This window comes from Aquamicrobium terrae, from assembly GCF_040545735.1.
GTDB lineage: Bacteria > Pseudomonadota > Alphaproteobacteria > Rhizobiales > Rhizobiaceae > Mesorhizobium > Mesorhizobium terrae_A.
This window is the reverse complement of record NZ_JBEPML010000003.1, coordinates 1-25,435: the sequence shown is the minus strand read 5'-3', so window position 1 is coordinate 25,435 and position 25,435 is coordinate 1. Positions and strand designations below refer to the sequence as shown.

At 66.9% G+C, this 25,435-nt stretch carries 21 protein-coding genes; 12 read left to right on the top strand and 9 right to left on the bottom strand.

The window, feature by feature from the left end; genetic code table 11:
* Positions 1–8 precede the first annotated feature (8 nt).
* From edd to zwf, 3 genes are read right to left on the bottom strand one after another with little or no spacing between them, the layout of a single operon-like run.
* Positions 9–1,835, bottom strand: a complete 1,827-nt coding sequence (gene edd, locus ABID37_RS05270) for a phosphogluconate dehydratase (protein ID WP_354193089.1) — start codon at positions 1,833–1,835, stop codon at positions 9–11.
* 58 nt (positions 1,836–1,893) lie between these two features.
* Positions 1,894–2,595 (bottom strand): 6-phosphogluconolactonase, encoded by a 702-nt coding sequence (gene pgl, locus ABID37_RS05265; RefSeq protein WP_354193087.1) that lies wholly within the window; start codon positions 2,593–2,595, stop codon positions 1,894–1,896.
* Between the two features lie 2 nt (positions 2,596–2,597).
* On the bottom strand, positions 2,598–4,067 hold the full coding sequence (gene zwf, locus ABID37_RS05260; RefSeq protein WP_354193085.1) for a glucose-6-phosphate dehydrogenase: 1,470 nt from the start codon (positions 4,065–4,067) through the stop codon (positions 2,598–2,600).
* Between the two features lie 229 nt (positions 4,068–4,296).
* Here zwf and ABID37_RS05255 point away from each other — a divergent pair, with 229 nt between their 5' ends.
* Positions 4,297–5,778, top strand: coding sequence for an aldehyde dehydrogenase family protein (locus ABID37_RS05255; protein ID WP_354193084.1), 1,482 nt, complete (start codon positions 4,297–4,299; stop codon positions 5,776–5,778).
* A 41-nt stretch (positions 5,779–5,819) separates the two neighbouring features.
* Positions 5,820–6,566, top strand: a complete 747-nt coding sequence (locus ABID37_RS05250) for an SDR family oxidoreductase (RefSeq protein ID WP_354193082.1) — start codon at positions 5,820–5,822, stop codon at positions 6,564–6,566.
* Between the two features lie 82 nt (positions 6,567–6,648).
* Here the strand turns inward: ABID37_RS05250 and ABID37_RS05245 are convergent, their stop codons facing one another.
* Complete coding sequence (locus ABID37_RS05245; protein ID WP_354193081.1) at positions 6,649–7,380, bottom strand: SH3 domain-containing protein; 732 nt, start codon at positions 7,378–7,380, stop codon at positions 6,649–6,651.
* Between the two features lie 250 nt (positions 7,381–7,630).
* Here ABID37_RS05245 and ABID37_RS05240 point away from each other — a divergent pair, with 250 nt between their 5' ends.
* The gene (locus ABID37_RS05240; protein ID WP_354193080.1) at positions 7,631–8,470 is read left to right on the top strand and encodes an ABC transporter substrate-binding protein; all 840 of its coding nucleotides are present in this window, start codon (positions 7,631–7,633) and stop codon (positions 8,468–8,470) included.
* A gap of 85 nt (positions 8,471–8,555) precedes the next feature.
* The gene (locus tag ABID37_RS05235) at positions 8,556–9,008 is read left to right on the top strand and encodes an SRPBCC family protein (RefSeq protein ID WP_354193079.1); all 453 of its coding nucleotides are present in this window, start codon (positions 8,556–8,558) and stop codon (positions 9,006–9,008) included.
* A 63-nt stretch (positions 9,009–9,071) separates the two neighbouring features.
* On the opposite strand, the gene ABID37_RS05230 is transcribed toward ABID37_RS05235, so the two are convergent.
* From ABID37_RS05230 to ABID37_RS05220, 3 genes are all read right to left on the bottom strand, one after another.
* Complete coding sequence (locus ABID37_RS05230; protein WP_354193078.1) at positions 9,072–10,250, bottom strand: Mrp/NBP35 family ATP-binding protein; 1,179 nt, start codon at positions 10,248–10,250, stop codon at positions 9,072–9,074.
* A gap of 87 nt (positions 10,251–10,337) precedes the next feature.
* Complete coding sequence (locus ABID37_RS05225) at positions 10,338–11,342, bottom strand: inorganic phosphate transporter (RefSeq protein WP_354193077.1); 1,005 nt, start codon at positions 11,340–11,342, stop codon at positions 10,338–10,340.
* Between the two features lie 6 nt (positions 11,343–11,348).
* A complete protein-coding gene (locus tag ABID37_RS05220) occupies positions 11,349–11,990 on the bottom strand; it encodes a DUF47 domain-containing protein (protein ID WP_354193076.1) in 642 nt (213 codons plus the stop codon).
* 182 nt (positions 11,991–12,172) lie between these two features.
* On the opposite strand from ABID37_RS05220, the gene ABID37_RS05215 reads away from it, so the two are divergent.
* The 6 genes from ABID37_RS05215 (at position 12,173) to ABID37_RS05190 (ending at position 19,461) form a co-directional block, all read left to right on the top strand.
* On the top strand, positions 12,173–13,072 hold the full coding sequence (locus tag ABID37_RS05215) for a LysR family transcriptional regulator (RefSeq protein WP_354193075.1): 900 nt from the start codon (positions 12,173–12,175) through the stop codon (positions 13,070–13,072).
* A gap of 150 nt (positions 13,073–13,222) precedes the next feature.
* Positions 13,223–13,702 carry a formate dehydrogenase subunit gamma gene (locus tag ABID37_RS05210; protein WP_354193074.1) on the top strand — a complete coding sequence of 160 codons (480 nt, stop codon included), beginning with the start codon at positions 13,223–13,225 and terminating at the stop codon, positions 13,700–13,702.
* Positions 13,699–15,255 (top strand): formate dehydrogenase beta subunit, encoded by a 1,557-nt coding sequence (locus ABID37_RS05205; protein WP_354193073.1) that lies wholly within the window; start codon positions 13,699–13,701, stop codon positions 15,253–15,255. Before ABID37_RS05210 ends, ABID37_RS05205 begins: the two co-directional genes overlap by 4 nt.
* Positions 15,256–15,341: 86 nt before the next feature.
* On the top strand, positions 15,342–18,215 hold the full coding sequence (gene fdhF / locus ABID37_RS05200; protein WP_354193072.1) for a formate dehydrogenase subunit alpha: 2,874 nt from the start codon (positions 15,342–15,344) through the stop codon (positions 18,213–18,215).
* 120 nt (positions 18,216–18,335) lie between these two features.
* A complete protein-coding gene (gene fdhD / locus ABID37_RS05195) occupies positions 18,336–19,235 on the top strand; it encodes a formate dehydrogenase accessory sulfurtransferase FdhD (RefSeq protein ID WP_354193071.1) in 900 nt (299 codons plus the stop codon).
* Complete coding sequence (locus ABID37_RS05190; protein WP_354193070.1) at positions 19,225–19,461, top strand: formate dehydrogenase subunit delta; 237 nt, start codon at positions 19,225–19,227, stop codon at positions 19,459–19,461. Before fdhD ends, ABID37_RS05190 begins: the two co-directional genes overlap by 11 nt.
* Positions 19,462–19,592: 131 nt before the next feature.
* On the opposite strand, the gene ABID37_RS05185 is transcribed toward ABID37_RS05190, so the two are convergent.
* Positions 19,593–20,129: a TetR/AcrR family transcriptional regulator gene (locus ABID37_RS05185; RefSeq protein WP_354193069.1), complete on the bottom strand. Its 537-nt coding sequence runs from the start codon at positions 20,127–20,129 to the stop codon at positions 19,593–19,595.
* Between the two features lie 126 nt (positions 20,130–20,255).
* Between ABID37_RS05185 and ABID37_RS05180 the strand changes: the two genes are divergently transcribed.
* Complete coding sequence (locus tag ABID37_RS05180) at positions 20,256–21,503, top strand: efflux RND transporter periplasmic adaptor subunit (RefSeq protein WP_354193068.1); 1,248 nt, start codon at positions 20,256–20,258, stop codon at positions 21,501–21,503.
* Complete coding sequence (locus ABID37_RS05175; protein ID WP_354193067.1) at positions 21,500–24,586, top strand: efflux RND transporter permease subunit; 3,087 nt, start codon at positions 21,500–21,502, stop codon at positions 24,584–24,586. Before ABID37_RS05180 ends, ABID37_RS05175 begins: the two co-directional genes overlap by 4 nt.
* 67 nt (positions 24,587–24,653) lie before the next feature.
* Here ABID37_RS05175 and ABID37_RS05170 read toward each other — a convergent pair whose 3' ends face one another.
* The gene (locus ABID37_RS05170) at positions 24,654–25,127 is read right to left on the bottom strand and encodes a VOC family protein (RefSeq protein WP_354193066.1); all 474 of its coding nucleotides are present in this window, start codon (positions 25,125–25,127) and stop codon (positions 24,654–24,656) included.
* Positions 25,128–25,435: the final 308 nt, after the last annotated feature.

Genomic DNA, 25,435 nt, shown 5'->3' with positions numbered 1-25,435 from the left:
GCGTTCGGTCAGGCCGCGTTGCCGAAGGCGCTGGCGCCCTGGTCGGCGCGGCCGGCCAGATGCCGGAAGCCGGCGAACAGCTCGCGCCCGAAGCCGAATTCGTTCTCGGACAGATCGGCGCCGGCCTGTGGCCGCAGCACCAGTTCGGCGGCCGGCACCAGCAGTTCCAGCATGCCCGCGGTGGCGTCGAGCCGCACCATGTCGCCGTCCCTGATCTTGCCGATCACGCCGCTTTCCAGGGCTTCGGGGGTCACGTGGATGGCCGCCGGCACCTTGCCGGAAGCGCCGGACATGCGTCCGTCCGTGACCAGGGCGACGCGCTGGCCGCGATCCTGCAATATGCCGAGCACGGTGGTCAGCTTGTGCAGCTCCGGCATGCCGTTGGCCTTCGGCCCCTGGAAGCGGACGACGGCGACGAAATCGCCGGTCAGCTCACCTGCCTTGAAGGCGTCGTTGAGGCCCTGCTGGCTGTGGAAGACGCGCGCCGGCGCCTCGATCACATGCCGCTCCGGCTTGACCGCCGAGATCTTGATGATGGCATGGCCGATATTGCCGGCCAGCACCTTGAGGCCTCCGGTCGGCTGGAATGCTTTCTGGAACGGCGCCAGCACCTTCTCGTCGCCGCTCGTCGCCGGGGCGGCCTCGCGCACCACGGAACCGTCAGGCCCGAGCCTGGCTTCCACCGCATAGCCGCGCAGGCCCTCGCCCCACACGGTCTGCACGTCCTCGTGCAGCAGGCCGGCGTCGAGCAGCTCGCGGATCAGGAAGCCCATGCCGCCCGCCGCCGCGAAATGGTTCACGTCGGCGAGCCCGTTCGGATAGACGCGTGCCAGCAGCGGCACCGCTTCCGACAGGTCGGAAATGTCCTGCCAGGTCAGCCTGACGCCGGCCGCCGCCGCCATGGCGATGAGATGGATGGTGTGGTTGGTGGAGCCGCCCGTGGCGTGCAGGCCGACCACGCCGTTGACGATGGCGCGCTCGTCGATCATGCGCCCGACCGGCGTATAGGCGTTGCCGAGCCGCGTGATGGCCAGCGCCCGCCTGGCGGCCTCCCTGGTCAGCGCGTCGCGCAGCGGTGTGCCGGGATTGACGAAGGAGGCGCCCGGCGTGTGCAGGCCCATGATCTCCATCAGCATCTGGTTGGAATTGGCGGTGCCGTAGAAGGTGCAGGTGCCGGGGCCGTGATAGGACTTCGATTCGGCCTCCAGCAGCTCGGTGCGGCCGCACTTGCCCTCGGCATAGAGCTGGCGCACGCGCGCCTTCTCGTCATTGGGCAGGCCGCTGGTCATCGGGCCCGCCGGAACGAACACAGCCGGCAGATGGCCGAAAGTCAGCGCCGCGATCACAAGGCCCGGCACGATCTTGTCGCAGACGCCGAGGAAGACGGCGGCGTCGAACATGTTGTGCGACAGGCCGACGGCGGCAGCCATGGCGATGACGTCGCGCGAGAACAGCGACAGCTCCATGCCGGGCATGCCTTGCGTGACGCCGTCGCACATGGCCGGCACGCCGCCGGCCACCTGCGCGATGCCGCCGGCCTCGCGCGCCGCCTGCTTGATGAGGGCAGGGAAGGTCTCGAACGGCTGGTGCGCCGAAAGCATGTCGTTATAGGCGGTGACGATGCCGAGGTTCGGCACCGTGTCGCCGGACAGGGCGATCTTCTCCTGCGGGCTGCACACGGCAAAGCCGTGGGCGAGGTTGCCGCAGCCCAGCACCGCGCGGTTCGCGGATTTTCCGGCGGCGTCGGTGATGCGAGCGAGATAGGCCTCGCGGCCGGGGCGCGAGCGTTCCCTGATGCGCTCCGTGATGGCTTGGATGTCGCTTCTGGCTGTCATGGCACGATCCTGGCGAAATGGTTTTTTGGGTGCGGTAAACCTGTCTGGCGGCCCTGCATCACGCTGCCCAGAACACCTTGACCGGGCGCGGCGAGGCCTCGATCACCGCCCGGATCGGCTTCTTGTCCCCGCTCCCCATCGCCGTCTCGAATACGGCGCGTTTTTCCGCCCCCTCGATGTGCAGGGCGAGGAAGCCGGCCTCGATGAGGCGTGTCATCGACAAGGTGACGCGCGGCTCGCCGGCGCTCGGTGCGTCGACGGGCAGGATAGTGCGCCCGCCGGCCGGATCGAGCAAGGTGGCGAGTGTGTCGGCATCGGGAAAGAACGATGCGGTGTGGCCGTCGGTGCCCATGCCGAGCACGGCGGCGTCGAGCGGCCAAGGCAGGGCCGAGAGGTCCGCCTCGGCCTGCGAGGCTGCCTCGGCGGCGCTGTCGGCGGCATGGTAGAGCGGCGCGAAGCGGGCGGCCGAGGCCTTGTCGCGCAACAGTTTTTCAGCCACCAGCGCGGCGTTGGAGCGGGGCGAGGAGGGCGGCACGAAGCGCTCGTCAACCAGCGTCACCGTCACCTTGTCCCACGCGATCGGGCGCGACGAAAGCGCCTCGAAGAAGCGGCCCGGTGTGGTGCCGCCCGAAACGGCGAGCAGGCCGGCGCCGCGCCTTTCGATGGCGTCGGCGAGCCTGTCCGCCACCTGGCCGGCCAGCGCCTCGGCCAGCGCCTCGCGGGTCGGGAACTCGGTCCAGCTATAGCCGTTCGCCGCCATGCTCAGGTGCTTTCGTGCCAGGTGCGTCCGTCGCGCTCGATCAGCGCGATGGAGGCGGACGGGCCCCAGGTGCCGGCCGTATAGCCCTGCACTTCCTGCCGGGCGTTTTCCCAGGCCTGCTGGATCGGGTCGATCCAGCTCCACGCCGCCTCGACCTCGTCGCGGCGCATGAACAGGGTCTGGTTGCCGCGCACCACATCCATGATCAGCCGCTCATAGGCGTCCGGCGCGCGGCCCTTGAAGGACTGGGCGAAGCTCATGTCGAGCGGAATCTGGCGCAGGCGCATGCCGCCGGGGCCGGGGTCCTTGATCATGATGAACTGCTTCACCCCCTCGTCGGGCTGCAGGCGGATGACGAGCTGGTTGGCGAAGATCGGCCCCGCCCCGTCGCCGAAGATCGAATGCGGGATCGGCTTGAACTCGATGACGATCTCCGAGACGCGGGTGGCCAGCCGCTTGCCGGTTCGCAGGTAGAAGGGCACGTTCGCCCAGCGCCAGTTCTCGATCTCGGCGCGGATGGCGACGAAGGTCTCCGTGCCGCTGTCCTTGCCCAGTTCCTCGACATAGCCCTTGACCGGACCGCCGGCCGAGGCGCCGGCGCGGTACTGGCCGCGCACCGTGTGCTTGGGCGCCTCGTTGCCGTTGATGCGCTTCAGCGCGCGCAGGACCTTCAGCTTCTCGTCGCGCACCGCATCGGCATCCATGGAGGACGGCGCTTCCATGGCGACGAGGCACAGGAGCTGGAGCAAATGGTTCTGCACCATGTCGCGCAGCGCGCCGGCCTTGTCGTAATAGGTGACGCGGTCTTCCAGCCCCACCGTCTCGGCCACGGTGATCTGGACATGGTCGACATGGGCGGAGTTCCACAGCGGCTCGTAGAGCGCGTTGGCGAAGCGCAGCGCCATCAGGTTCTGCACCGTCTCCTTGCCGAGATAGTGGTCGATGCGGAAGATCTGGCTTTCGCGGAAGTTCCTGCCGATCAGGTCGTTCAGCTCGCGGGCCGAGGCGAGGTCGCGGCCGAGCGGCTTCTCCAGCACGATGCGCGAGGCGGGGGTGATCAGCCCGTGGGCTTCCAGATTGCGCGAAATGTCGCCGAACAGGGCCGGCGCCACCGCCAGATAGAAGGCGCGGATGCAGGTGCTGTCGCCGATCGCCGCCTTCAGGTCCTCGAAACCGTCGCCGCTCACCGCATCGGCCGCCACATAGGAAATGCGGCCGAGGAATTCGTCGACCTCGGCGGGGTCGATATATTCCGCCGCGACATGGTCCTCGATCGCCTTGCGGGCGAAGGCGCGGAATTCGTCATCGCTCATCTTCGAGCGCGAGGTGCCGATGATCCGCGTCGGCTCGGAAAACTGGTGGTCGCGCTGCCGGTGATAGAGCGACGGCAGAAGCTTGCGTTCCGACAGGTCGCCGGTGCCGCCGAAGATGATGAAGTCGAAGGGATCGACGGGGATGATCTGACTGGTCATGGTGCGTCCATGTTGTTCGGCATCGTCGTTGTCGGCATCGTTCGGGCAACGCAGCCGATATAATCTAATCGATTTAATTTGACCAGTGCCATGGCGTCGCAGCGCTGGCATTGTTACCAATCGCAGGTCGGGACCGGGCGGCGCGCGACGCTTGCACCACCCGGCCACCACATCATTCTAGGGCGGCGGGCATGTCGAACCAAGGTGAGCGCAGGGGAGAAAACGCGTCATGGATGGTGATTCGCTGACAAGGGCGGCCGCACCGGCGGCCTGGCGGCAGGTCATCGGCGGCAGGCGGACCGGAGCCGTGTCGGGCGCGCGCATCGATGTGACCTGCCCTTCGGACGGCGAGGTGTTCGCCACCATTCCCGCCTCCTCGGCCGAGGACGTCGACCTTGCGGTGCGCGCCGCGCGACGGGCCTTCGACGAGGGACCGTGGGGCCGCATACCGGCGGTGGAGCGGGGGCGGCTGCTGACGCGGCTGGGCCAACTGGTCAAGCGCCATGCGGAGGAACTGGCGGCGCTCGAATCGCGCGACACCGGCAAGCCGCTCAGGCAAGGCCGCGCGGATGTGACGGCCACCATGCGCTATTACGAGTTCTACGGCGGCGCGGCCGACAAGCTCCATGGCGACACCATCCCCTTCCTCGACGGCTATACGGCGCTGACCCTGCGCGAGCCGCATGGCGTGGTCGCCGGCATCATTCCATGGAACTATCCCTTGCAGATCCTGGCGCGGGTTGCGGGTGCTGCGCTCGCCATGGGCAATGTGCTGGTGGTGAAGCCGGCCGAGGACGCCTCGCTCACCACCATCCGCATCGCGGAACTGGGGCTGGAGGCCGGCTTTCCCGAAGGCGTCTTCAATGTGGTGACCGGCACCGGAGGCGAGGCGGGCGCAGCCCTTTCCGGCCATCCGGGGGTCGATTACGTCACCTTCACCGGCTCGCCCGCGACCGGAACCGCCATCCAGCAGGCGGCGGCCCTCAACAATCGCGGCGTGACCATGGAGCTTGGCGGGAAATCGCCGCAGATCGTCTTTGCCGACGCCGATCTCGACAAAGCGCTGTCGGTGCTGGTCAACGCCATCATCCAGAATGCCGGGCAGACCTGCTCGGCCGGCAGCCGCGTGCTGATCGAGCGGCCGGCCTATGACGCACTGGCCGACGCGCTGGCCGACCGTTTCGCGAAGCTGGTCGCCGGCCCGCACGATGCCGACCCCGAACGCGATCTCGGCCCGCTGGTCAGCGCCCGCCAGCAGGCCCGCGTCGCCGCCATGGTGGAGGAGGCCGAGGCGTCCGGCATTTCCGTGCTGGCGCGCGGCCGGGTGGACGAGCATGCCCCGCAGGGCGGTTTCTACGCGGCGCCGGTGTTGTTCGGCGCTGTCGATCCGGCGGCGAGGATCGCCCGGGAGGAAATCTTCGGGCCGGTCCTGTCGCTGTTTTCCTTCGAGGGCGAGGACGAGGCGGTGCGGCTCGCCAACAGCACCGACTACGGCCTCGTCGCCGGTATCTGGACGCGCGACGGCGCGCGCCAGCACCGGCTGGCCAAGCGGGTGCGAGCCGGGCAGGTCTTCGTCAACAGCTATGGCGCGGGCGGCGGCGTGGAGCTGCCCTTCGGCGGTTTCGGCCGCTCGGGCCACGGCCGCGAGAAGGGGTTCGAGGCGCTCTACGACATGTCGGCGACCAAGACGGTCGTGTTCGACCATCGGTAAGCGTTCAGTTACAGACAGGGCAACAGGCGAAAGAGCAGGACATGAGATTGAAGGACAAGGTCGCCATCGTCACCGGGGCGGCGGCGGGGTTCGGCGAGGGCATCGCCCGCCGTTTCGCGGAAGAAGGGGCGAAGGTGGTGGTGGCCGACCTCAACGCGCGCGGCGCCGCCGAGGTTGCCGAGGAGATCGGCAACGGCGCCATCGCCGTCACCACCGACGTTTCCCAGCGCGCCGATGTCGAACAGATGGTCTATGCCGCCAAGAGCGCCTTCGACCGGGTCGACATCGTCGTCAACAATGCCGGCTTCACCCACCGCAACGGCGACCTGCTGGGCGTGGACGAAGCGACCTTCGATCTGATCACCGCCGTCAACATGAAGGCGATCTACTACAGCACGCTGGCGGTGGTGCCGACCATGCAGAGGCAGGGCGGCGGCGTCATCCTCACCACCGCCTCGACCGCCGGCCTCCGGCCGCGCCCTGGGCTCACCTGGTACAATGCCTCGAAAGGATGGGCGATCACCGCCACCAAGTCGATGGCGGTGGAACTCGCGCCGCACAACATAAGGGTGAACTGCCTGTGCCCGGTGGCGGGCGACACCGCCATGCTGGAGCGCTTCATGGGGTCCGACACGCCGGAACTGCGCGAGAAGTTCCGCGCCTCGGTGCCGCTGGGGCGGCTGTCGACCCCGCTCGACATCGCCAATGCGGCACTGTGGCTGGCCTCGGACGAGGCCTCCTTCATCACCGGCGTTGCGCTGGAGGTGGACGGCGGCCGCTGCATCTGAGTGGAGAACGGCGCGGGCGGTTACCCGATTTCTTAGCCGCATTTGTGCGACGCCAGACGATTCCGTCTGGCTGCAAAATGCTTCAGTCCCGCTTCAGGAAGGTCTTGTAGACGAAGCCCTGCTTGCCGTCGTGGACGATCTCGCACCAGCTTCCGCAGGAAATGACCTTGACGTTGGTGCCGGCCGGAATGGTGCCGATGGCGGAGCCGCCGGGGCCGGCGCGGAAGGTGACGCCGCGGATGATGCGGCCGTTTCCGGGGGCGGCCGCTGCTTTCGGCGTGTCCGCTTTCGGTTCAGGCGGTTTCGGCTTCGGGGCCGGAATGGCGGCGGTCTGGGGCCCGCTGGCTGGTTCGGCCGTGTCGCCGACCTCGCCGTCGGTGACGATGATCGCCGCGGCGGCCTTGGCGTCGAGCGCCGGCACCTGCGGCTCTTCCATCAGCGCCAGCGGCTCCAGTTCCGGCTCGCCGGTGCTTTCAGGCTGGGGTGCGGGCGCCGCCGCAACGGCCGCCGGCGCGGCTTCGGCGGGTGTGGCGGCCTGCAATGCGGGCGGTTCGGCGATGGCGGCTTCCGCCTCGGCAACGGGCGGGCTCGTCATCTCCTGCGGCGTCGCGTCCGCCAGCACCTGCCGGTCGTCGCGGGGCAGGGCGAACCATATGGCGGTGGCGGCGATGGCGACGAAGACGAAGCTGCCGAGGGCGGCGATGACGAGGGGGGCGTGTTCCCTGATCCGGTGCCAGTGCGCGGCGGGCGCGCTGTATCCATATTGAACCGAACGCTGCCGTCTCGGTTTGCCGAAACCGGGTAGACCTTTCACTTCGCCATCTCCAAAGAGCCGGCCGTCGGCGGAAGGGCGCTCCGGCCTGCCCGCGGCGGTCTTGCATGCGCATGAATCAGTGTGACAGCTTTTGCCGCAGCCGACCATCCGCAGCCCGGCATGTTAAGGCAAATTGTGGCATCACTGCGCATAGAATGCAGCTAAATGCCGTGAATATCAGGGTAAAACTTGTCGCGGCTGCGATTTCATAGGAAAAGCGGGCGGTTCCAGGTCGGTCGGATATCGAATCGTGCGTTTCCGGATTGTTGTCGCCTTCTCTCTTCTCCTTGCCGGCCTGCTGCCGGGCGCGCGTGCGCAGGAGCCGGAGATTCCGCTGTTGTGGGACGCCAAGGAGCGGTTGCCCAAGCCTGATCTTTCGGCGCTGCCGAGGCTGCGCTTCCTCACCACCACCGATTTCCCGCCCTTCAACTTCCTCGACGACCAGGGGCGGCTGTCCGGCTTCCACGTCGATCTGGCCCGCGCCATCTGCGCCCGGCTCGAGCTTGCCGACAAATGCCAGATCCAGGCGGTGCCGTGGGACGAGCTGCAGGCGGCGCTGGAACTGGGCGAGGGCGAGGCGATCGTCGCCGGGCTGGCGGTGACGGCCGAAACCCGCGCCGCCTACGCCTTCTCGCGCCCCTACCTGCAATTTCCCGCCCGCTTCGTGGTGCTGAAGTCGAAGCCGCTGTCGGAGCCGATCTACGAGCGCCTGCAGGGCAAGCCGGTCGGTGTTGTCGCCGGGTCGGCGCATGAACGCATGTTGCAGGACTATTTCGGCGGGGTGAAGGCCGTGCCGCTGCCGGACGAGGAGGCGCTCCATGCCGAGTTGAAGGCCGGCCGGATCGACGCCGCCTTCGGCGACGGCATGCGCCTGTCCTTCTGGCTGGCCGACGCGGAGTCGGAAAAGTGCTGCCGCTTCGCCGGCGGCCCCTATCTGGCCCCCGAATATCTGGGCACGGGGCTTGCTATCGCCACCCGCGCCGACGATGCGCTGCTGCCGGCCGCCTTCGACTATGCCTTGCAGGAGATTTCGGCCAAGGGCATCTTCGCCGAGCTTTACCTGCGCTATTTCCCGATCGGCTTTTACTGAACGGACAGGCCCGCAGCCGCTCCGGCGCAATGGACACGGGCCCCTGCCCGCGCTACCGTTTGCCCCGGTTGGAGAGGAGGCTTTCATGGCTCTGGTGATTGAAGGCGAGGAACGCATCACCGCGCCCATCGACAAGGTCTGGGCGGCGCTGAACGATCCCGAAATATTGAAGGAAAGCATACCCGGCTGCCAGAGCCTGGAGAAGAAGTCCGACACCGATCTCGCCGCCACGGTGGTGCTCAAGATCGGGCCGATCAAGGCGACCTTCAATGGCGAGGTGACGCTGAAGAACCTGAAGCCGCCGCATTCCTACACCATCCAGGGCGAGGGCAAGGGCGGCATAGCCGGCTTCGCCAAGGGCGGCGCCGACGTGACGCTGAGCGAGGACGGACCGGACGCCACCCTGCTTCGATACGAGGCCAAGGCCGATGTCGGCGGCAAGATCGCCCAGCTCGGCAGCCGCCTCATCACCTCGACCTCCAAGAAGCTGGCCGGCGAGTTCTTCTCGACCTTCGGCGAAAAGGTAAGCAACGGCTAACACAATGCGGCCGTCCGGGCCCTGGCGGGCCACGCCGGTGGCCCGCTGCCTGAAAGGACGTTCCTACTCGAACACGATGGCGGGGCCGCTGGCGCCGGCGCCCTTTTCCTCCTGCAGCCGCTGCCAGACCCGGGCGGCGATGTCGCGGTAGACGGCCGCTTCCGGTCCGTTCGGCCGGCTGACGGTGACCGGCCGGCCGGCGTCCGAGCTTTCGCGGATGCCCATCTCCAGCGGCACTTCGCCGAGGAAGGTCACGCCGAGCCGCTCCGCCTCGCGCCTGGCGCCGCCATGGCCGAAGATGTCGTAGCGCTTGCCGGTGTCGGGGGCGATGAAATAGCTCATGTTCTCGACGATGCCGAGCAGCGGCACGTCCACCTTCCTGAACATGTTCAGCCCCTTGCGGGCGTCGATGAGGGCCAGGTCCTGCGGCGTCGAGACGATGATGGCGCCGGCCAGCGGCACCTGCTGGGCCATGGTGAGCTGGGCGTCGCCGGTGCCGGGCGGCATGTCCACCACCAGCACGTCGAGATGGCCCCAGTCCACCTCGCGCAGCATCTGGGTGAGGGCCGAAACGACCATCGGCCCGCGCCAGATCATCGGCGTCTCCTCGTCGACGAGGAAGCCCATCGACATGACCTTGAGGCCGTAGTTGAGCATCGGCTTGAGAATCTTGCCGTCGGCGCTCTCGGGGCGTCCGTGGATGCCGAGCAGCTTCGGCATGGAGGGGCCGTAGATGTCGGCGTCGAGCACGCCCACCTTCAGCCCGTTGGCGGCGAGGCCGAGCGCGATGTTGACGGCCGTGGTCGACTTGCCGACGCCGCCCTTGCCGGAGGCGACGGCGATGATGGCGTCGATGCCGGGCACGCCGCGCTTGCCCGGCGCGCGCGAAGGCGGTGCCGGCGGTGGGGTGCGCGCGGCCGGCGCGGCCGCCCTCTGCGGCACCGGTCTCGGCGGGGCCGGGCGGGGCGGAGGGGCCGCCTCCATGCCGCCGCCCTTCTTCTCGGCGGTCAGCGTCACCACCGCGCCGGTGACGCCGGGAATGGCCTTCACCACGCGTTCGGCGGCCGCCCGCAGCGGCTCCATGTGGTCGGCCCGCTCGGCCGGCACGGTGATGGAGAAGAACACCTTGCCGTCGGCGATGAAGATTTCGGAAAGCATGCCGAGATCGACGATGTTGCCGGAGAAATCCGGCCCGCTCACGCTTCTCAACCGCTCGGTGACAAGTTCCTTGGTGACGGACATTGCGTGTACCTCATGCCTGGGTCTGCTGCCGATGGCGTCCCCTGGGATACTGCATAAGCCCGGCGGCTCCAAGCGCCGCCGGCTGCGTCATCCTGCCAGATGGGTCACATAATAGGTGAGGGCCGAGATGGCGGCGGTGGCCGGCAGCGTCACCACCCAGGCGACGACGATGTTGCCGGCGATGCCCCAGCGCACCGCCGAGACGCGGCGGGCCGCGCCGACGCCGACGATGGCGCCGGTGATGGTGTGGGTGGTCGAGACCGGGATGCCGAGCCAGGTGGCGCCGAACAGGGTCAGCGCCCCGCCGGTTTCGGCGCAAAAACCCTGCATCGGGTTCAGCCGGGTGATCTTGGAGCCCATGGTGTGGACGATGCGCCAGCCGCCGAACAGTGTGCCCAGCGCCAGCACCGCCTGGCAGGTCAGCACCACCCACAGCGGCACGTAGAAAGTGTCGCCCAGCATGCCCTGCGAATAGAGCAGCACGGCGATGATGCCCATGGTCTTCTGGGCGTCGTTGCCGCCATGGCCGAGCGAATAGAGCGAGGCCGAGATGAATTGCAGCACGCGGAACGAGCGGTCGACCGCGAACGGGGTCTGGCGCACGAACAGCCACGACACGGCCAGCACCAGAAGAAGCGCCAGCACGAAGCCGGTCAGCGGCGACAGGACGATGGCCGAGGTCGTCTTGAGCACGCCGGTCCACACCACGGCGTCGAGCCCGGCCCTGGCGATGCCCGCGCCCAGAAGGCCGCCGATCAGCGCGTGCGAGCTGCTCGACGGGATGCCGGCCAGCCAGGTGATGATGTTCCAGGCGATCGCGCCGGCAAGGGCGGCGAAGATGACGCCCGGCGAGACGATGTTGGCATCGACGATGCCGGTGCCCAGCGTCTCGGCCACATGCAGGCCGAAGAACAGGAAGGCGATGAAGTTGAAGAAAGCCGCCCAGAACACGGCATATTGCGGCCGCAGCACCCGCGTCGAGACGATGGTGGCGATGGAGTTCGCCGCATCGTGCAAGCCGTTGAGGAAGTCGAAGAACAGGGCGACGCCGATCAGGCCGATCAGCAGCGGGAGGGCGAGGGTGGCGTCCATGTTCTGCTAGACGTTCTCGATGACGATGCCGGAAATCTCGCTCGCCACGTCCTCGAACTTGTCGACGACCTTTTCGAGCTGGCTGTAGAGTTCCGAGCCGACGAAATAGCTCATGGCGTCGCCCTTGCCGTGACGGTGGTAGAGATCCTTCAGCCCGCGCTCGTGCAGATCGTCGGAGCGCTCCTCGACCCGCACCACCTCCTCGGCGATGGCGGTGAGCCGGTGCACGTTCTGGCCGACCTTGTTGAGCAGCGGGATCGCCTCGGCGACCAGATGGGCGGCCTCGACGATGGCGATGCCCATTTCCTGCATCAGCGGGTCGAATTCGGTCTTCTCGAACAGGCGCACCGTCTTGACGGTCTTGTGCATCATGTCGATGGCGTCGTCCATGGACTGGATCAGGTCCTGGATGTCGCTGCGGTCGAAGGGGGTGATGAAGGAGCGGCGCACGGCCAGCATCACCTCGGCGGTGATGGTGTCGGCCTCCTTTTCCAGCCGCACGATCTCGTCGCCGTTGCGGGCGACGTCCTGGCCGGCAAGCAGGCGCTGCAGCGCTTCGGCGGCCTCCACCACGGTGCGGGAATGGCGCTCGAAGAGATCGAAGAACCCGTCCTCGCGCGGAAGCAGCTTCCTGAACCAGCCAAGCATGTCGGATCTTTCGTCGGTTACCGATGTTTCCCCTTAGCGCCGCTTTGGCCCGCTGCAAACACATAGTTGGCTGAAAAATGTGGAAGCCGGGCGCGAGCCGCCTGTTTGGCGCGCCCGGCTTGCGCACCGTGGCGAATTCCCCGACTTTAGAAATAACGACATCCGCAGCGGACCCCTGACCCATGATCGACAAGCTGGAATTCTTCATCGCCCTGGCCCGCGAGGAGCATTTCGGCCGTGCGGCGGAAGTGTCCGGCGTCACCCAGCCGACGCTTTCGGCGGCGATCAAGCAACTCGAGGACCAGCTCGGCGTGATGCTGGTCAAGCGCGGCTCGCGTTTCCAGGGGCTGACGCCCGAGGGCGAACAGGTGCTGGGCTGGGCGCGGCGCATCGTCGGCGACGCGCAGGCGATGCGCGAGGAGATGCGCGCCGCCCGCCACGGCCTTTCCGGGCGCATCCGCATCGCCGCCATCCCCACCGCGCTGGCGATGATGCCGCGGCTGACCACGCCGTTCCGCGAGAAGCATCCGGGCGTGACCTTCTCGATCCTGTCGCGCACCTCAATCGAGATCCTGTCGCTGCTCGGCAATTTCGAGGTCGATGCCGGCATCACCTATCTCGACAACGAGCCGCTCGGTCGGGTGACCAGCGTGCCGCTCTATCACGAGCGCTACCAGCTCATCACCTCCAGCGGCAATCCGCTGGCCGACCGCGACAAGGTCTCATGGGCGGAAGTGAGCCGGCTGCCGCTGTGCCTGCTGACGCCCGACATGCAGAACCGCCGCATCATCGACCAGCATCTGGGCGAAGCCGGCGTGCAGATACGCCCGACGTTGGAATCGAATTCCATGATCGTGCTGTTCTCGCACATCCGCACCGGCAAATGGTCGTCGATCATGCCGCTCACCCTGACCGAGACCTTCGGCTTTTCCGAGCCGATAAGGGCCATTCCCATCGTCGAGCCCGACGCCAGCCATACGGTGGGGCTGGTCGCGGCGCCGCGCATGCCGCACACGCCGCTGGTTTCGGCGCTTCTGAACGAGGCAATGGCGCTGGCGCGCTATTTTCAGCGCGAGAAATAAGCTATTATTTTCCTAGCAGTTAGGATATTTCACTGGGCGTCGATAGAAAAATTCTATCACGCCACGGAAAGCAGCTATTGATAAGGGCGTTATTCTCTGATTGCATAACGACTTAGCGAAAGCTGGCATTCTATTCAGGGAGGGCGCTGCATGGTCGTGCAGGGCGCAGGTACCGAGATCGAAGCGCAGGTCGCGTCGATCGTCGATGGCATGAGAGGCATGGAGGGGCCGCTTCTGCCCATCCTGCACGAGGTGCAGGAGGAGTTCGGCTATGTGCCGCAGGAGGCGCTGCCGGTCATCGCCAAGGGCCTCAACCTGTCGCGCGCCGAGGTCTATGGCGTCGTCTCCTTCTATCACGACTACCGCAAGCAACCGGCCGGCCGCCATGTGCTGAAGGTCTGCCAGGCGGAATCCTGCCAGTCCATGGGTTCGGACGACGTCGCGGCGCGTCTCAAGCAGGCGCTGGGCATCGATTTCCACCAGACCACGCCGGACGGGCGGGTGACGCTGGAGCCGGTCTATTGCCTCGGCCTGTGCGCCTGCTCGCCCGCCGCCATGCTCGACGGGGAGGTCATCGGCCGCATCGATGCCGACAAGGTCGACGAGATCGTCGCGGAGGTGCGCGCATGAACCCCGTCATCTACATCCCCGGTGATTCCGGTGCGCTGGCGCTCGGCGCCGACAAGGTGGCCGCTTCCATTGCCGCCGAGCTGAAGCAGCGCGGCATCGAGGCCGGCATCGTTCGCAACGGCTCGCGCGGCGCCTATTTCCTTGAGCCGATGGTCGAGGTCGAGACCGATGCGGGACGTGTCGCCTACGGTCCGGTAAGGGCGTCGCAGGTCAAGGGCCTGTTCGATGCCGGTTTCCTGTCGGGCGGCGCCCACGAACTGGCGCTGGGCGATCCGGAAAAGATTCCCTTCATCGCACGCCAGACCCGCCTCACCTTCGCCCGCTGCGGCATCACCGATCCGTTCTCGCTGGAGGCCTATGAGCGCCACGGCGGCCTTGCCGGCTTGCGCAAGGCGGCTTCCATGGCGCCGGCCGAGATCGTGGCCGAGGTCACCGAATCGGGCCTGCGCGGGCGCGGCGGCGCCGGCTTCCCGACCGGCATCAAGTGGAAGACGGTGCTCGATACCGGCGACGTGCGCAAATACATCGTCTGCAACGCCGACGAGGGCGATTCGGGCACCTTTGCCGACCGCATGATCATGGAGGGCGACCCCTTCGTGCTGGTCGAGGGCATGGCCATCGCCGGCCTCGCCACGGGCGCGACCAAGGGCTTCATCTATATCCGTTCCGAATATCCGCATGCGGTTGCCGCCATGCGCCGGGCGGTGGAGATCGCACGCCGCGCCAGGGTGCTTGGGCCGGACGTGCTGGGCTCCGGCCGGGCCTTCGACATGGAGGTGCGCGTCGGCGCCGGCGCCTATGTCTGCGGCGAGGAGACGGCGCTGCTCGACAGCCTCGAGGGCAAGCGCGGCATGGTGCGGGCCAAGCCTCCGCTGCCGGCCCACAAGGGCCTGTTCGGCAGGCCGACGGTGATCAACAACGTCATCTCGCTGGCTTCCGTGCCGATCATCCTCGACAAGGGCGCCGCCTATTACAAGGATTTCGGCATGGGCCGTTCGCGCGGCACCATCCCCCTCCAGATCGCCGGCAACATTCGCCATGGCGGCCTGTTCGAGACGGCCTTCGGCCTGACGCTCGGCGAGATCGTCGACGACATCGGCGGCGGCACGGCGACCGGCCGGCCGGTCAAGGCGGTGCAGGTCGGCGGTCCGCTCGGCGCCTATTTCCCGCGCGACCTGTTCGACACGCCCTTCGACTACGAGGCCTTCGCGGCCAAGGACGGGCTGATCGGCCATGCCGGCATCGTCGTCTTCGACGACAGCGCCGACATGCTCAAGCAGGCGCGTTTCGCCATGGAATTCTGCGCCATCGAAAGCTGCGGCAAGTGCACGCCCTGCCGCATCGGCTCGACGCGCGGCGTCGAGGTGCTGGACAGGCTGGCCGCCGGCATCGCGCCGGACAGCCAGATCGAACTGGTCACCGATCTGTGCAACACCATGAAGCTCGGCTCGCTGTGCGCGCTCGGCGGCTTCACGCCCTATCCGGTGATGAGCGCGCTGACGCACTTCCCCGAGGACTTCAAGCCGGCGCCGGTGCGGGAGGCTGCGGAATAGCCATGTCCACACATCTCCATTTCCGCGCCCGTTTCCGCGATTGCGCCGTCTTTGGGTGCTATGTTTCTTTTCTGGGAGCCTGAGCCATGGGTCTGATCCACGAAATCGACTACGGCACGCCTGAATCGCAGGCCGAAAAGCAGGTGACGCTGATCGTCGACGGCAAGCCGGTCACCGTGCCCGAGGGCACGTCGATCATGCGCGCCTCGATGGAGGCCGGCATCGAGATTCCGAAGCTGTGCGCCACCGACATGCTGGATTCCTTCGGCTCGTGCCGCATCTGCCTGGTGGAGATCGAGGGCCGCAACGGCACGCCCGCCTCCTGCACCACGCCGGTCGGCGAAGGCATGGTCGTCCACACCCGTTCCGAGCGGCTCGACGCGCTGCGCAAGGGCGTGCTGGAGCTCTATGTCTCCGACCATCCGAGCGGCTGGAACGAAGAACGCGGCACCGGCCAGAGCGAGTTCGACAGGGTCGCCGCGCAGGTGGGGCTGGAACAGAACCGCTACGGTCATGACGGCCGCAACCATGTCGCGCCGGGCAACGGTTCGCTCAACATCGACTATCTGGTCCGCGACGAATCGAACCCCTACTTCACCTACGACGCCTCGCAATGCATCGTCTGCTCGCGCTGCGTGCGCGCCTGCGAGGACGTGCAGGGCACCTTCGCGCTGACCGTCGAGGGCAGGGGCTTCGATTCGCGCATCGTGGCCGGCATGAGCGAGGATTTCGTCGAGTCCGAATGCGTGTCCTGCGGCGCCTGCGTGCAGGCCTGCCCGACCGACGCGCTGCGCGAGAAGACGGTGCTCGAGCACGGCATGCCGGAGCGCTCGGTGGTCACCACTTGCGCCTATTGCGGCGTCGGCTGCTCGTTCAAGGCCGAGGTCAAGGGCGACCAGGTGCTGCGCATGATGCCCTACAAGGGCGGCGACGCCAATCACGGCCACAGCTGCGTCAAGGGCCGCTTCGCCTATGGCTATGCCACGCACAAGGACCGCATCCTTAAGCCCATGATCCGCGAGAAGATTTCCGATCCGTGGCGCGAGGTGACGTGGGAGGAGGCGATCGCCCACACGGCCAGCGAGTTCCGCCGCATCCAGTACCAGTACGGGCGCACCGCCGTCGGCGGCATCACCTCCTCGCGCTGCACCAACGAGGAGACCTATCTCGTCCAGAAGCTGGTGCGGCAGGGCTTCGGCAACAACAATGTCGACACCTGTGCCCGCGTCTGCCACTCGCCCACCGGCTATGGCCTCGGGCAGTCCTACGGCACTTCGGCCGGCACGCAGGATTTCGATTCGATCGAGAACACCGACGTCATCCTCGTCATCGGCGCCAATCCGACCGACGCCCATCCGGTGTTCGGCTCGCGCATGAAGAAGCGCATCCGCGAGGGCGCGCGGCTGATCGTCATCGATCCGCGCCGCATCGACCTGGTCAAGAGCCCGCATGTGAAGGCCGACTATCACCTGCCGCTCCGGCCGGGCACCAATGTCGCCATGCTCACCGCGCTCGCCCATGTCATCGTCACCGAGGGGCTGGTCGACGAGGCGTTCGTGCGCGAGCGCTGCGAATGGGACGCCTTCCAGGACTGGGCCGAATTCGTCGCTGACGAGGCCAATAGCCCCGAGGCCGTTGCCGCCTATATCGGCGTGCCGGCCGAGGACATCCGCGGGGCGGCGCGCCTCTACGCCACCGGCGGCAACGGCGCGATCTACTACGGCCTCGGCGTGACCGAGCACAGCCAGGGCTCGACCGCGGTCATGGGCATCGCCAACCTGGCGATGGCGACCGGCAATATCGGCCGCCGGGGCGTCGGCGTGAACCCGTTGCGCGGGCAGAACAATGTGCAGGGCTCCTGCGACATGGGTTCCTTCCCGCACGAGCTGCCGGGCTACCGCCACATCTCCGGCGACGCGACCCGCGCCATCTATGAGGAGATATGGGGCGTGAAGCTCGACAACGAGCCGGGCCTGCGCATTCCCAACATGCTGGACGCCGCCGTGGAGGGCACGTTCCGTGGCCTCTATGTGCAGGGCGAGGACATATTGCAGTCCGACCCCGACACCCATCACGTCGCCGCCGGCCTTGCCGCCATGGAATGCGTGGTGGTGCAGGACCTGTTCCTGAACGAAACGGCCAACTACGCCCATGTCTTCCTGCCGGGCTCGACCTTCCTGGAGAAGGACGGCACCTTCACCAATGCCGAGCGCCGCATCAACCTCGTGCGCAAGGTGATGGAGCCCAAGGCCCGCTATGCCGACTGGGAGGCGACGCAGGAGCTGGCCCGTGCGCTGGGTCTCGACTGGAACTACACCCATCCCTCCGAGATCATGGACGAGATCGCGGCGACGACGCCGAGCTTCGCCAATGTCTCCTTCGGCCTGATCGAGGAGATGGGCTCGGTGCAGTGGCCCTGCAACGACAAGGCGCCGCAGGGCACGCCGATCATGCATGTCGACGGCTTCGTGCGCGGCAAGGGCAGGTTCATCCGTACCGAATATGTGGCGACGGACGAGAAGACCGGTCCGCGCTTCCCGCTGCTGCTCACCACCGGGCGCATCCTGTCCCAGTACAATGTCGGCGCCCAGACGCGGCGCACCGACAATGTCGTGTGGCATGACGAGGACCGGCTGGAGATCCATCCGCACGACGCCGAGCATCGCGGCATCCGCAACGGCGACTGGGTCCGCGTGGCCAGCCGCGCCGGCGAGACGACGCTGCGGGCGCTGATCACCGACCGGGTGTCGCCGGGCGTGGTCTACACGACCTTCCACCATCCGCTGACCCAGGCCAATGTGGTGACCACCGAGTATTCGGACTGGGCGACCAACTGCCCCGAATACAAGGTCACCGCCGTGCAGATCGCGCCGTCCAACGGCCCGAGCGACTGGCAGGTCGAATATGAGGAGCAGGCCCGCCGCAGCCGGCGCATCGCGCCCTTGGCGGCCGCAGAGTGAGGCGGCCGGCCGTGGCGCCTCTTCTTTCCGATGCCGGACGGGCATTCCGTCCGGACCGGCAGGCGGGCGCCCGGGCGCGGCGGGGTGCCGGATGCCGCGCCGGGTGCTATGATTGGCGCCATGAGCCGACCTGACGTGACGCATTCCGCTGCCTGCCCTTCCGGTGAGGCCTGGCCTTCCCCGGCAAAGGAAAGTGATGCGCGCCCCGTGGTGACCGCGACACGGCGCATCGCCCATCGGGCCGAAAGCATTTCGACCGCCGATCGCATGGTGCCCGAGGAGACGCCGATCGCGCTTTCCTATGGCGGCACCACCCATGCCGTGATGATGGCCTCGCCGGCCGATTTCGAGGATTTCGCCCTCGGCTTCTCCATCACCGAGGGCATCGTCGCGGCCGCCGACGAGATCGAGGCGGTCGAGGTGGAGGACCTCGGCGCCGGCATCGACATCCAGATCCGCCTCCGCGACGTCGCCAACACCCGTTTCGAGGCGCGGCGGCGCCGGCTGGCCGGCCCGGTGGGCTGCGGCCTGTGCGGCATCGAATCGATCGAGGAGGCGATGCGCGCCGTGCCCGCCGTCGGCGCGCCCAGGCTGGCGCTGACGCCTGACGACATTTCCCGCTCGGTGCGGCTTTTGGCGCAGCAGCAGCCCCTGCACCGGCAGACCGGGGCCGTCCATGCGGCTGGTTTCTACATTCCCGGCAAGGGCGTGGTGATGGCGCGCGAGGATGTCGGCCGCCACAATGCCCTCGACAAGCTCGCCGGGGCGTTGTCGCGCGCCGGCATTGCCGGTGCCGGCGGCGCGGTCGTCGTCACCTCGCGCGTGTCGGTGGAGATGGTGCAGAAGACCGCATCCATCGGCTCGCCCCTCATTATCGCCGTCTCGGCGCCGACCGCGCTCGCCATCCGCACGGCCGATGCGGCCGGTATGACGTTGGTGGCGCTGGTGCGCGGCGACGAGTTCGACATCTTCACCCACCCCGACCGTGTCGTTTCCGGAGTTGCCACGCATGTCGCCTGACAAACTCGTCTACCAGGCCAACCAGATCGCGAAATTCTTCCACTCCAAGCCGCACGAAGAAGGCGTCGCCGGGGTGGCCGAGCACATCAACAAGTTCTGGGAGCCGCGCATGCGCCGCCAGTTCTTCGAGATGATCGAGGCGGGCGGTGCGGGCTTCGACAGACTGGTCGTCGAGGCCGCCGCTGCGGTGCGCCAGCCGCCGCCGGCCGAAAAGGTCCCGGGTTGAAAGCTGTGTCTTTCCGGTTTTGACGGCAACGGCCTTTGTGCCTCTTCGTCCGCTTTGGGCGTCCTGGGGGGCGCGGGGCGAACGAGGGATGTCCGGAGAGTTTGATTCGCCCGAAAGGGCGGGGAGGCGGCTCAGCTTTTGGCCATGTCGAGCAGCGCGTCGACCAGGACCTGCCGGTCCTGCTCGCCCAAGGCGTGAAATTCGAACAGGGTCATGCTGCGCAGCCCCTCGATCGCCAGATAGGTGACCAGCAGCGCCTTCAGATCCGGCGTTTCGCACTTCAGGCGCTCGAAAAGCTGGTGTTTGAACGACTTCAATGGCGTCAGGAATTCCGGGTCCTCGGCAATTGCCGAGAAAATCCAGGAGGCCGCGGCTTCAGTCTCCTGACATTCCTGCACCGAAAGCCTGATATAGGCGGACAGCAGGCTTTCCCGCTTGTCGGCGGCGTGGGTGGCTTCCAGCGCCGCGTGAAAGTCCTGCAAATGCTGCTCCACCAGCGCCTGCATGAGCTTCGCCTTGCTCGGAAAATTGTAAAGCAGGCCGCCTTTCGATATACCGGCGCGGCTGGCAACAGCGTCGAGCGAGAGATTGCCGGGACCGGCTTCTCGCGCTACATCGGCTGCCGCCACGAGGATTCTATCGCGTGAATTTGACTTTCTGGGTTTCATAGGCGCTCCCCATACGAAGCCTAAACCCAATTGACAATACCGTCCAGACGGTACAGTAGAGAGCCCCGAATTTACGCCACGCTGCCCGAAAGCTGACTCCAGACCAGCCGACCGAGAGGGACCACCTTGATCAAGCGCTTCATTATCGCCCTTATCCTCCTCGTGATCGTCTGCGGCGGCATTGTCGGGTTCAACCTGTTCCGCGACAAGGCGATCCAGGACTTCTTCGCCAACATGCCGGTCAATCCGCTGACGGTGTCGACCGTCAAGGTCGAGCCGATGACCTGGACGCCGGGCATCGAGGCCATCGGCACGGTTTCGGCCGCCAGCGGCGTCGACCTGACGGTCGAGACGACCGGCATCGTCAAGGAAATCCTGTTCAAGGCCAATGAGAAGGTCGAACAGGGCCAGGTGCTGGTGCGCCTGGACGACGCCGTGCAGAAGGCCGATCTCGAGGCCGCCAAGACGCAGGAGGCGCTCGATAAGCAGGCGCTCGACCGCGCCGTGGCCTTGCAGAAGCGCGGCGTCGGCACCGATGCGACGCTCGACGCGGCGCGCGCGAGCTGGCAGACCTCGATTTCTCAGGTCGCCAAGCTGCAGGCCGTGCTCGACCAGAAGCTGCTCAAGGCGCCTTTCTCCGGCACCATCGGCATTCCGCGCATCGAGGAGGGCCAGTATGTGGCTCCGGGCAATCCGGTCGCCACCTTGCAGGACCTCGACAGGCTGCGTGCCGATTTCACCGTGGCCGAGCAGCGCTTCCCCGAATTGAAGATCGGCCAGCCGGTCCGGTACGGCTTCAACGGCGACGACATGCCCTACAAGGGCGCCATCACCGGCATCGACCCCAAGATCGACCCGGTCAGCCGCCTCGTTTCGGTCCGCTCCGAGATCGCCAATCCCGATGGCCGCCTGAGCCCGGGCCAGTTCCTCCAGGTGCGCGTCGAATTGCCGAGCGAGGGCGATGTCATTGCCGTGCCGCAGACGGCGCTGGTCAGCAGCCTTTACGGCGACTATGTCTATGTCGTGCGCCCGGCCGGCAAGACGGAAGCCGAGCCGAAGAATGCCGAGACCGGCGCCGCCGTGGCCGCGCCCGCGGAGGACAAGCCGGCCGAGGACAAGCCGGCGGAAGAACCCGCCGCCGAAAAGCCGGCCGCCGGGGCCGACGAGGGGGCCAAGGAAGGCCAGGTCGCCACGCAGGTCTTCGTCACCATCGGCCGCCGCTCGGACGGTCGCGTCGAGATCGTGCGCGGTGTCCAGGCCGGTGACGAGGTGGTCACCGCCGGCCAGAACCGCCTCGCCAACGGCTCGCCCGTCACCGTCGACAACACCATCGACCCGTCTTCAGCCGGGCAGCCGCGGAGCAACGCCGAATGAATTTTTCCGCGCTTTTCATCCGACGCCCGGTCCTCTCGACCGTTGTCGCGCTGCTGATCCTGCTGCTCGGCTTCCAGGGCCTGTTCAACCTGTCGGTTCGTGAATATCCGAAGGTCGACGAAACCGTCATCACCATCACGACGGTCTATGCCGGCGCCAGCCCGGACCTGATCCAGGGCTTCATCACCTCGCCGATCGCCGAGGCGGTCGCGACCACCGAGAATATCGACTATGTCAGCTCGCAAAGCATGCCGTCGTCGTCGGTGGTGACCGTGCAGATGAAGCTCGGCTCCAATCCCGATACGGCGCTGACCGAGGTGATGTCCAAGGTGCAGCAGGTGCGCGGCGAGCTGCCGAGCGCCGCTAAGGACCCGACCATCGTCAAGGGCACCGGCCAGCAGTTCGCCATCATGTATCTGGCGGTGCAGAACCCGCACATGACGGCCGAGCAGCTCACCGAATATATCGAGCGCGTTCTGCGCCCGCGCATGTCGACCATCGAGGGCGTGGCGCAGGTGCAGGTGCTGGGCGCGGCCAATTATTCGATGCGCGTGTGGATCGATCCCATCCGGCTCGCCGCGCGCGGCCTCACCGCCGCCGACGTGCTGGGCGCCATCAACAACTCCAACTTCCTGGCTGCGCCGGGCAAGACGGAGAACGAATATGTGGCGCAGTCGATCACGCTGGAATCGACGCTGCAGACGCCGGAATCCTTCGGTGCCCTGCCGCTGAAGTCCGACGGCGACAATGTCGTGCGCCTGCGCGACGTGGCCAGGGTCGAGCTGGCCGCCGAGAGCACCGACACGCGCGTGGTGTTCAACGGCAAGCCAGGCACCTTCATCGGCATCTTCCCGACGCCGTCGGCCAATCCGCTCGACACCGCGGCAGCGGTGGAGCGGGAGTTGCCCGACATTCAGGCCAGCCTGCCGCAGGACATGACCATCACCCTGGTCTATGACGCGACCGACCAGATCAGCGCCTCGATCGAGGAGGTCTTCAAGACCATCGGCGAGGCCGTGATCATCGTCATCCTCGTCATCCTGTTGTTCCTCGGCTCGCTGCGTTCGGTGCTGATGCCGGTGATCACCATTCCGTTGTCGTTGATCGGTGTCGGCTTCTTCCTGTTCCTGATGGGGTATTCGATCAACCTGTTGTCGCTGCTGGCCATGGTTCTGGCCATCGGCCTGGTGGTCGACGACGCCATCGTGGTGGTGGAGAACATCCACCGGCACATGGAGGAAGGCCTCAGTCCGATGGACGCCGCGTTCATGGGCATGCGCGAGATCACCGGTCCGGTCGTGTCGATGACGATCACGCTGGCGGCTGTGTTCGCTCCGCTCGCCTTCACCGGCGGCCTTACCGGCGCGCTGTTCCGTGAATTCGCGCTGACGCTGGCCGGCGCCGTGGTCATTTCCGGCGTCGTCGCCTTGACGGTGACGCCGATGATGTCGGCGCGCATCCTCAAGTCGGGCAGCCACAGCCGCTTTGCCGCCTTCGTCGACCGCACCTTCGACCGCGTCGCCAACCGCTACGAGCGGCTGGTGTCCGGTTCGCTCAAATACCGCCCGGTGACGCTGATGATCGTCATCGCGCTGGTGTCGGTGACCGGCTTCATGTTCTTCAAGACCTCCAGCGAACTGGCGCCCGAGGAGGACGTGGGCGCGCTGTTCTCGCTGGTGACCGGTCCGCGCTATGCGACGTCCGACTATACCAGCGTCTATCTCGACCAGATCTACGAGCTGACCGAGGACCTGCCCGAATTGCGCGCCGCCTTCTCGGTGGTCGGCATCGGCGGTGGCACCAACAGCGGCTTCGCCATCTGGGCCTTCAAGGACTGGGCCGAGCGTTCGCGCTCGCAAAAGGAGATCCAGACCGACATTCAGGGCCGCCTGTCCAAGGTGGCCGGCGTCGAGGCGCTGGTCTTCGCGCCGCCTTCGCTGCCGGGCGCCGGCGGCGGCCTGCCGATCTCCATCGTCATCCAGTCGACGGGCGAGGCCAGCCAGGTCTATGAGGTGGCCGAGAAGATCAAGCAGGAGGCGCAGGCTTCCGGCCGGTTCATCATCGTGCAGAACTCGCTGTCCTACGACGCGCCGCAGGTCACCATCACCATCGACCGCGACCGCGCCGCCGCGCTGAACATTCCCATCAGCGACATCGGCACCACGCTCGGCCTGCTGGTGGGCGGGGCCGAGGTGGCGCAGTTCGACCGCGACTCCAATTCCTACGACATCATTCCGCAGGTGCCGCAGGAATATCGCAACAATCCCGACCGGCTGGGCGAGTTCTTCGTGCGCGCCTCCACCGGCGAGATGGTGCCGCTGTCGGCCGTGGTGAAGATCTCGACCAACTCCTCGCCGGCGTCGATCGACCAGTTCAACCAGCTGAACTCGGCCACGATCTCGGCGCTGCCGGTGCCCGGCGTGACCACCGGCACGGGCGTGCAGACCATCGAGGAGATCGCGCGGCCGCTGATGCCGACGGGCTTCTTCATGGACTATTCGGGCCAGTCCCGTCTTGAAAAGGAGCAGGGCAACACCATCCTGATCGCCTTCGGCCTCGCCGTGGTCGTCATCTACCTGGTGCTGGCCGCCCAGTTCGAGAGCTTCCGCGACCCACTCATCATCATGATGTCGGTGCCGCTGTCGATCTTCGGCGCCATCGTGCCGCTCAATCTGGGCCTGGGCACGCTCAACATCTACACCCAGGTCGGCCTGATCACGCTGATCGGCCTGATCACCAAGCACGGCATCCTGCTGGTGGAATTCGCCAACCAGCTACGCGCCGAACAGGGCCTGTCGCGGCGCGAGGGCATCGTGGCCTCGGCCAAGGTGCGCCTGCGGCCGATCCTGATGACCACGGCGGCGATGGCGCTGGGCGTGGTGCCGCTGATCACCGCCCAGGGCGCGGGCGCCGCCGCCCGCTACTCCATGGGCCTGGTGATCTTCTCCGGCATCCTCATCGGCACCGTGTTCACGCTGTTCGTCGTGCCGATGTTCTACACCTTCCTGGCCAGCAAGGATCATGGCGATGCCTATGCCCATGAGACGCCGCCGCCGGAGGCCGAGCCCGCCGCCTCCCATTGAGCGGCGGCCGCCTGCAAAAAAGCAGCCCGGCCTTGGCCGGGCTGTTTGCTTTTTTGGGGGGGCCCGCTCAGCCGGCGACGGCCTTTTCCAGCGCGGCGATGTCGATCTTGGTCATGTTCAGCATCGCCTGCATGGCGCGCGCCGCCCTGGTCTTGTCGGGGTCGCGAAGCAGTTTCGGCAGGATGGCGGGCACGATCTGCCATGACACGCCGTAGCGATCCTTCAGCCAGCTGCAGGCGATCTCCTTGCCGCGGTCGCCGATCAGCCTGTCCCAGTAATAGTCGACTTCGGCCTGGTCCTTGCAGTCGACGGACAGCGAGATGGCATTGTTGAAGGGATCTTCCATGTTGCCGTTCAGCGCCTGGAAGGCTTGGCCGGCCAGTTCGAACTCGACCATGATGACGCTGCCCGCGGGCCCGGGGCCGCTTTCGCCGCTCCGCAGCACGTTTCCCTTCTTCGCGTCGGGAAAGATCGAGACATAGAAGTCGACCGCCTCCTCGGCCTCGTTCCGGAACCACAGGCATGGGGTGATTTTCTGCATTTCCTCGCTCCCTGCAATCTGTCGTGGGGTGATCGGTGGCGGACTGTGGACCGAGGACGCGGCAGCAATGGGGATTCCGACACCGCCGCTGATTTTTATGTCTCCATCGGCCTGCCGGAAAAGGCGCGATGCCGCGGCGTCAGAAAAAGATGGCATATGCGGCGCCTCGGACCTATTGTGCCCGCCGCCGATCAGGGCGCCCCCTAGCCTCTTAGCCAAGGACGAGATTGATGCCTTCCTACCGTTCCCGCACGACGACGCATGGCCGCAACATGGCGGGGGCGCGCGGGTTGTGGCGCGCGACGGGG